Genomic DNA, 7,607 nt, shown 5'->3' on the forward strand with positions numbered 1-7,607 from the left:
CAGTCGCATAGAACTTGTTTTATCGGGACTGCCTAATTGAAACCTAATTCTATGTTTACGAGCGATAGACAGACTTCTTTCGCTCTAAATTTCATGAGCTATACATCTGAGGAAAAATAGTAATGTCAATTCAATTTAATGGCTCTTATTCTGAGAACTTTGATAGTTTGGCATCTTCTGGGAACAGTAATGTAGTTCCTACTGGTTGGGCATTGTTGGAAACTGGAACCAGTGCAAATGTAAACGGACAGTACACGGCTGGTACTGGCTCTAATACCGCAGGCGATACATACAGTTTCGGTGCAACAGGTTCTAGTGAGAGAGCTTTTGGAACCTTGCTTTCAGGTACGATAACTCCCACAATCGGCGCAAACTTTACAAATACAACAGGTAGCACAATTACAACATTGAATTTGTCCTATAGAGGTGAACAATGGCGTTTGGGTGCAACTGGTAGGGCTGATCGCTTGGATTTTCAGTACAGTCTAGATGCAACATCTTTAAATACAGGAACTTGGGTAGATGTTGATAATTTAGATTTCAGTTCCCCTGTAACTACTGGAACTGTAGGGGCGCTGGATGGAAATGCGAATAGCAGCCAAATCACCACAACAATTACAGGGCTAAATATCCCCGTTGGAGCCACTTTTTGGTTCCGTTGGCTGGATTTTAACGCCTCCGGTTCAGATGATGGCTTGGGGATTGATGATTTTTCCTTTTCTACTGGAGTCACGTCGCCTGCGGTTCCCACAGTGGCGATCGCAGCTACCGATGCAACCGCCGCCGAATCTGGAACAGAACCAGGAACTTTCCGCATCACCCGCACAGGCGATACAACCAATGCGTTGACTGTTAATTACACTGTCGCTGGTGGTGCAAATCAGACAGACTACACACCAAACCTGACGGGTAGTGTGATCATCCCTGCTGGACAGTCCTTTGTGGATGTCACAATTACACCCGTGGATGACTCGCTGGTGGAAGGGAATGAAACAGTTACGCTGACGCTGGTGGATGCTGCTGATTATGATTTAGGTGCAACTGCCACAGCTACAGTCACAATTACCGATAATGATGTTGCGCCTGGGGCAGTTCGTATTCATGATATTCAAGGCACAGCACATATTTCACCACTCAATGGCCAAGGTGTGGTGAATGTCGCCGGGATTGTTACAGCGATCGCTTCTAACGGCTTCTACATCCAAGACCCGAATCCCGATAATAATGATGCAACCTCCGAAGGGATTTTTATCTTCACTGGTACTACTTCGGCTATTCTCAGCGCCCGTACTGTCGGCGAAGCAGTTTTAGTTAGTGGTACGGTATCAGAGTTTCGTCCTGGTGGTAGCTCTAACAACCTGACTATTACCCAAATCGGTAATAACAACAGCGTACAGAGTTTGAGTGTGAGTGCTTGGACAACTGCACCAACTACCACTATTACCCCAACAATACTAGGCAATGGCGGACGGACGATACCCACCCAGGTAATCAATGATGATACTAATGGGAATGTAGAAACAGGTGGAGATTTCGATCCGGTAAATGAAGGTATCGATTTTTACGAAAGTGTAGAAGGAATGTTGGTGCAAATCAATAACGCGATCGCCACATCTCCAACCTCCAACTTTGGTACTTCTGAAGAAATCTGGGTGCTGGCAGATAACGGTGCTAATGCCACAAGTATTACTGAGCGCGGTGGCAGCTTGATTACAGCCACGGACTACAATCCAGAACGGATTCAAATTGATGATTTAATCAATGGCTCAATCACATTGCCTGATGTAAATGTCGGCGCTCAACTCAGTACAATTACAGGTGTGGTCAGCTATGATTTCAACAATTATGAAGTCCTGGTTCCATCTGCACCGACGGTAGTACAGGCATCTACTTTACAAAGAGAAGTTACAAACTTAACAGGCACTGCTGATCAATTGACAGTTGCTACTTTCAACGTGGAAAATCTTGATCCTGGTGATGGTGCAACTCAGTTTGCTAACTTGGCTAACAGAATTGTGAATAACTTGCGATCGCCTGACATTATTTCTCTAGAAGAAATTCAGGATAATAATGGGGCGATTAATGACAGTGTAGTTGATGCCAGTGTAACTTTTCAGACATTGATAGATGCGATCGCTCAAGCTGGTGGCCCTACCTACGAATATCGTCAAATTAACCCAGTGGATGATACCAACGGTGGTGAACCTGGGGGTAATATTCGTGTCGGCTTCTTGTTTAACCCCAATCGCGTCAGCTTTGTTGACCGTCCTGGTGGTGGTTCCACTACGAACATTTCCGTCACTAATGTTGATGGTAATCCCACCCTTTCTACCAGTCCTGGGTTAATTGACCCGACAAACCCCGCTTTCAGCAGCAGCCGTAAACCTTTAGTTGGTGAGTTTATCTTTAACGGTCAAAGTGTTTATCTCATTGGTAATCACTTTAACTCTAAAGGTGGCGACCAACCTTTATTCGGGCCAAATCAACCGCCAGTTCTTAGCAGTGAAGCGCAACGCCAGCAACAAGCCACAATTGTTAGAAACTTTGTGCAAGAGGTTTTGACAATTGACCCCAACGCAAATGTAATTGTGCTGGGTGACTTGAATGATTTTGAGTTTTCTAATCCCCTCACCACATTAGAAAGTGCGGGACTGACTTCTTTAATTGAAACGCTACCAGCAAACGAGCGTTACACCTATAACTTTCAAGGTAACGCCCAGGTACTTGACCATATTTTGGCAAGTCAGAACTTGGTGAATAACTTAGATGGCTATGATGTTGTTCATATCAACTCAGAGTTTTTTGATCAAGACAGCGACCATGATCCTGTTGTAGCGAGGTTTAATTTACCACCAGCCAACCAAGCACCAACGGCGGTGACATTTAATAATACTGTTACCAGTATCAACGAAAATACCAACACAACTAACCGCATCAAAGTTGCAGATATATCTATTACCGATGATGGACGAGGTACAAATAACCTGAGTTTGACTGGTGCAGATGCGAGTTTATTTGAAATCGATAATTCTGTATTGTATCTGCGGGCTAACACTAACTTAGATTTTGAAACCCGTTCTAACTACAGTGTGACGGTGGCTGTTGATGATCCGACAGTTGGTAATACTCCCGATGCTACTGCTAATTTCTCCTTAGCTGTCAATAACATCAACGAAACACCAATTGCGAATAATGACAGCGCCACTACCACTGATATTCAACCAGTAATTATTAATGTCTTAGCTAATGATAGCGACCCAGATAGTAATCCCCTGACTATCAACAGCTTTACCAATTCTACAACAGGTACTGTAGTCAGAAATAACGACAACACCTTTACCTACACACCGGAAATTGGCTTTACTGGGACTGACAGTTTTACTTACACCGTTAGCGATGGTAATTTAACCACCACCGCTACAGTTAATCTCACCGTTACCCTTGGTAGTAACCAGATTAACGGCACTAACGGCAGTAATATACTTTTGGGAACTAGCAGAATCGATATTATCCGAGGTTTGGGGGGTAACGATATTATTAGCGGCTTAGGTAATAACGATGTCATCTATGGTGGAGATGGCAAGGACATGATAGATGGTGGCGCTGGTAATGACAGTCTCTATGGTGAGAATGGCAATGATATTCTGACTGGTGGAGATGGCAATGACACCTTGAATGGTGGTGCGGGTGACGATATGCTGCTTGGGAATGGTGGTAATGACATCCTCATCGGTGGCTTAGGTCGAGATATTCTGACTGGTGGCAATGGGAGAGATAGCTTTTATCTGAATAATGGGGCTGGAAATGCGGATATCATCACTGACTTTGTATCGGGCGTTGATAGCTTTGTGATTTCGCAGTCAGAGTTTGCGTTTAACCAGGTAATAGGTACACTAGAGCCTAGTTTATTCCGTCTGGGTACAAGTGCCACCGCAGCCAGCGATCGCTTTATCTACGACAGAAGTAGCGGTAAACTATTCTTTGATCAAGATGGTATTGGTAGTGTCGCCAAAGTCCAAATAGCGCAAATATCTAATCGACCAACTCTGAGCAGTACTGATTTTAATGTGATTGCATAACGGAGTAATATCTAAGACTTACATAGGGGTGTATCTAACTCTTACACCCCTACACCCAATCTTCACACGCCAGTTTACTCAAGTCGCATTATTTTAATTTTGCTCCCCGAACTATCAGCCGCAACCACAGCCACCCTAACCCACTGCCAATAAAATAATAGGGGAAATCTACCCAAGTGAAAGCTGTACCCATTAACATTCTTCCCCACCAAAATGAACGCACCCAATTTAAAAAAGGTGGATGCCATAACTGCATAAATTCTAATAAACAAGTAATGGCTAATACCCATAAAGGGATTTGCCAAACTGCCTTACGAGTCGGAATAAATAGAAATGCCAACAAGCACCAAAATATTTCATAAAAAATTCCTCCTACTTCTTGGTTCAACCACCCAAGAGAATAGCGATAGTGGCTGTATAAAAGTCCAACAGGCAGAACAATAATTAGTGAAAGAATGGTGCGCCAGCGAATGTTTGTCAGTGATAACATTGAGCATTTCCGAATTATAGGGGGGAAAAGGTAGACAAGGGAGACAAGGGGGACAAGGGAGAGAGATATAACAGTTGAAGAAGTATAGGTGAGTAAATTTAAAAGGCATACATGCTAGGTATAGTCAGACTTTTACCTTCTACCTCATCTCGACTGCGCTCGGCGACCTTCTGCCACATTTATAAATCATTGAGGATTGCGATATTTTGTTTTAGCTAAAAGTGCTGTCCCGTAAGCGGCTTCGGTGTAAACTGAAGCAACGACAGGTACTCTTAAATGTCGTTGACGAATAGCAGTCCAAGTAGAATTTGCTGCACCGCCACCTGCTGTATATACTCGTTGTACTTGATTTGCGCCCAAGCTTTGTAATAGTTCATATCCCCTGGCTTCTATCCGCGCAATACTTTCTAGTAAACCGTGTAAAAATTCTTTTGGTGTTTCTGGGCGGGGTGTCAGTCGTGGTGGTAATTTGGGGTCATTGATTGGAAAGCGATCGCCTGGTTGTAACAAGGGATAATAATCTAAGTTGCTGACTTTGGCTGGATCAATTTCTCTACTCAAATTTTCTAACTCTGCATTCGTAAAAAATTCTCGCAACACTGCACCACCCGTATTAGACGCACCGCCAGTCAACCACAAATCACCAAACCGATGACTGTAAATTCCATATCTGGCATCTTCTATCCGAGTATGGCTCAATAATTTCAGTACCAAGGTTGAACCCAGCGATGTCACAGCTTCTCCTGGTAATTCTGCACCACTGGCAATAAAAGCAGCAATACTATCAGTTGTACCCGCACATACTAAGCAATCGCGGCGAAAACGAAATTGCATTGCAATATCTGGGCGAATTTCGGCGATGGGTGTCCCTGGTGCTAAAACTTGCGGTAACTGAATCGGTATTGCTAGTTGGTTTAACCATTCTGGATATTGCAAAGCTTCCACGTCATAGCCTAGCTTTAAAGCATTGTGGTAATCACTAATACCCAATTGTCCATGCAACAAAAAAGCTAACCAATCGGCTTGGTGGAAGAAATAGCGAGCTTCTGCAAAAAATTGTTGCTGTGACATCCACAGAAGTTTGGCAAGGCTAGAAGTAGCACTTAATACTGTATGGTTTGGTGGTGCAATTTCTCTTAGCTGCTCTAGTACCACCGCCCCCCGTGCATCGTTGTAAAGTAAAGGCTCATCTACAGGCTTACCAGCCCCATCACAAAGCAAAACAGTAGAGGAAGTACCATTAATAGCGATCGCTTTGATTTGTTGTCGCAATGGCTCAGGAATCTCGGCTAACAAACTCCATAAAGCCCGACTCCAATGGTCAGCATCCTTCTTCTGCCAAGGATAGCGCACCTCTGTTTGCACATTGCCTTGCTCATCAATTACCACCGCCCTTGCACCAGAGGTTCCATAATCAATCCCTAAATACAAATCCATATTTTTATAAATTTTTATTGATCGAGAGTAAAACCCTATCCCCTTGTGGGTGGGGTTATAAGCGAGCCAGGAACTCTGGTACATTAGGATTATCTACCTGAGACATGACATTTCTTAAATGCAACGCCAGTTGTTGAGGAATAAGAAAAAGTGGTTTGTCCGTGATGGTAGAAACAATTGAATCTGTATTCACTGTTGTGAAATAGATTCAAATTCTTCTCCCTACAAGCAGCTTGGCTGTGCCGGGGAGACAGGGTACAGTCAATTATCCGTATGTTTCGACCGATTATTTCGGTTAGTTACAAGCCGCATCCCTTTGTGGGTGGGGCAGTTGACAATGAAAGATAACTATAGACTACTGATTCACCAGGGCTATTGTTGCATCTTGTAACAAGATATTCCCCAAAATCGGCAAAACAAGGAAAAGTAGTAAACGAACTGTCGAAAATCGATTTAAGTTTAGGAGGTTTTCAACAATGACCATCTCAGATACCCAAGTTTATATTGCTCTAGTTGTGGCGCTAATTCCAGGCGTTTTGGCTTGGCGTTTAGCGACAGAACTTTACAAGTAAGCCCTTGCTCTGAATTTCTTAAGCAGAGCTTCACAGTAAGTGCCACACCCTTACACAACAATCAGGCTTTGCTTGGTTGTTGTGTTTGTGTTTAGGGAGGGAACAGGGAAAGTTAAATAGGAAGTTGACAGATATAGCAGTTTGTCTACATTGCACGCATCAAGAGTGATCAAATTATGTGTAGGACTCATACTTGATTTATGAAAAAAATCAGTACACCCAGATCAGCCGTCTTTCCTACTCCCTGCTTATACCAATTCTGTATGAAGATGTACTAAATTAAAGAACGAACCACAAAGGGCGCAAAGGACACAAAGAAAGAAAAGATAAAAGATTAAATGCAGCCTCACATAGAATTGGTATTACACAACTAGATTCAGGAATCAAACCGTATTCCTATAGGCGATCGCACACAAAAAATTTACTTCGCAAATTAACCGCAAATCGTTCTTGTGGAGAGAAGAACATCTGCCAAAAGTCAGAGGTTTTTGAAATTACACAAAGCAAACTGTTAATCATACCCAGTTGCAACTGCTCAAGGCAATTTGGGATACAGATAGATTCTTCGGGGGTAAAAAGATGGTTAAGCTATCTAACCCTGCTCTCCACGAAGAACCCCGTTATCAGTCAACAGCGATTATTGCGCTGAGACAAGAACAATCTTTGCTTGATTGGTTAGCAAGTACTGGTCGATTAGAACCTTATGTATTTGTGGAACACTATTACGAAGATGAGGAAGACGACGAGGAAGAAGTGGTTGAGCAGTGTGAATATGAAACAGGGGAAATAGACCATTTAGCTTAATCAAAAAGAAGCCCCACATCTGACCCGAAGGGCAGTGTGGGATGAATTTTTGGCTGACGACGAATTGACCCACAACCAATTCAATCCGCTTTCCTTGACAGGACAGGGGGTAGGTGAGGAGTCAGCATTGTTTATGCTTGGTAACGAGTCAATAAGCTCATCTATCACTTGAGTCATTGTTTTGTCAGCATACTCTGCGTATTCTTTGAGCTTACTGAATCTGCG

At 43.2% G+C, this 7,607-nt stretch carries 6 protein-coding genes; 3 read left to right on the top strand and 3 right to left on the bottom strand.

Going from position 1 to position 7,607, the window contains the following annotated elements; translation table 11 throughout:
- Positions 1 to 122: 122 nt before the first annotated feature.
- Entirely contained in the window at positions 123 to 4,079 is a 3,957-nt protein-coding gene (locus H6G79_RS37425; protein ID WP_190594014.1) for an Ig-like domain-containing protein, read from the top strand.
- Between the two features lie 88 nt (positions 4,080 to 4,167).
- On the opposite strand, the gene H6G79_RS21700 is transcribed toward H6G79_RS37425, so the two are convergent.
- The 3 genes from H6G79_RS21700 to H6G79_RS21710 form a co-directional block, all read right to left on the bottom strand.
- Entirely contained in the window at positions 4,168 to 4,569 is a 402-nt protein-coding gene (locus tag H6G79_RS21700) for a DUF2809 domain-containing protein (RefSeq protein WP_190594016.1), read from the bottom strand.
- A gap of 186 nt (positions 4,570 to 4,755) precedes the next feature.
- Positions 4,756 to 6,006 carry an FGGY-family carbohydrate kinase gene (locus tag H6G79_RS21705; protein WP_190594018.1) on the bottom strand — a complete coding sequence of 417 codons (1,251 nt, stop codon included), beginning with the start codon at positions 6,004 to 6,006 and terminating at the stop codon, positions 4,756 to 4,758.
- 55 nt (positions 6,007 to 6,061) lie between these two features.
- Positions 6,062 to 6,199: a hypothetical protein gene (locus tag H6G79_RS21710; RefSeq protein ID WP_190594020.1), complete on the bottom strand. Its 138-nt coding sequence runs from the start codon at positions 6,197 to 6,199 to the stop codon at positions 6,062 to 6,064.
- Positions 6,200 to 6,482: 283 nt separating this feature from the next.
- Here H6G79_RS21710 and psaM point away from each other — a divergent pair, with 283 nt between their 5' ends.
- Positions 6,483 to 6,578, top strand: a complete 96-nt coding sequence (gene psaM, locus H6G79_RS21715; RefSeq protein WP_062295108.1) for a photosystem I reaction center subunit XII — start codon at positions 6,483 to 6,485, stop codon at positions 6,576 to 6,578.
- A 579-nt stretch (positions 6,579 to 7,157) separates the two neighbouring features.
- The gene (locus tag H6G79_RS21720) at positions 7,158 to 7,382 is read left to right on the top strand and encodes a DUF3134 family protein (protein WP_190594022.1); all 225 of its coding nucleotides are present in this window, start codon (positions 7,158 to 7,160) and stop codon (positions 7,380 to 7,382) included.
- Positions 7,383 to 7,607: the final 225 nt, after the last annotated feature.

Source organism: Anabaena sp. FACHB-83 (assembly GCF_014697485.1).
GTDB lineage: Bacteria > Cyanobacteriota > Cyanobacteriia > Cyanobacteriales > Nostocaceae > Nostoc_B.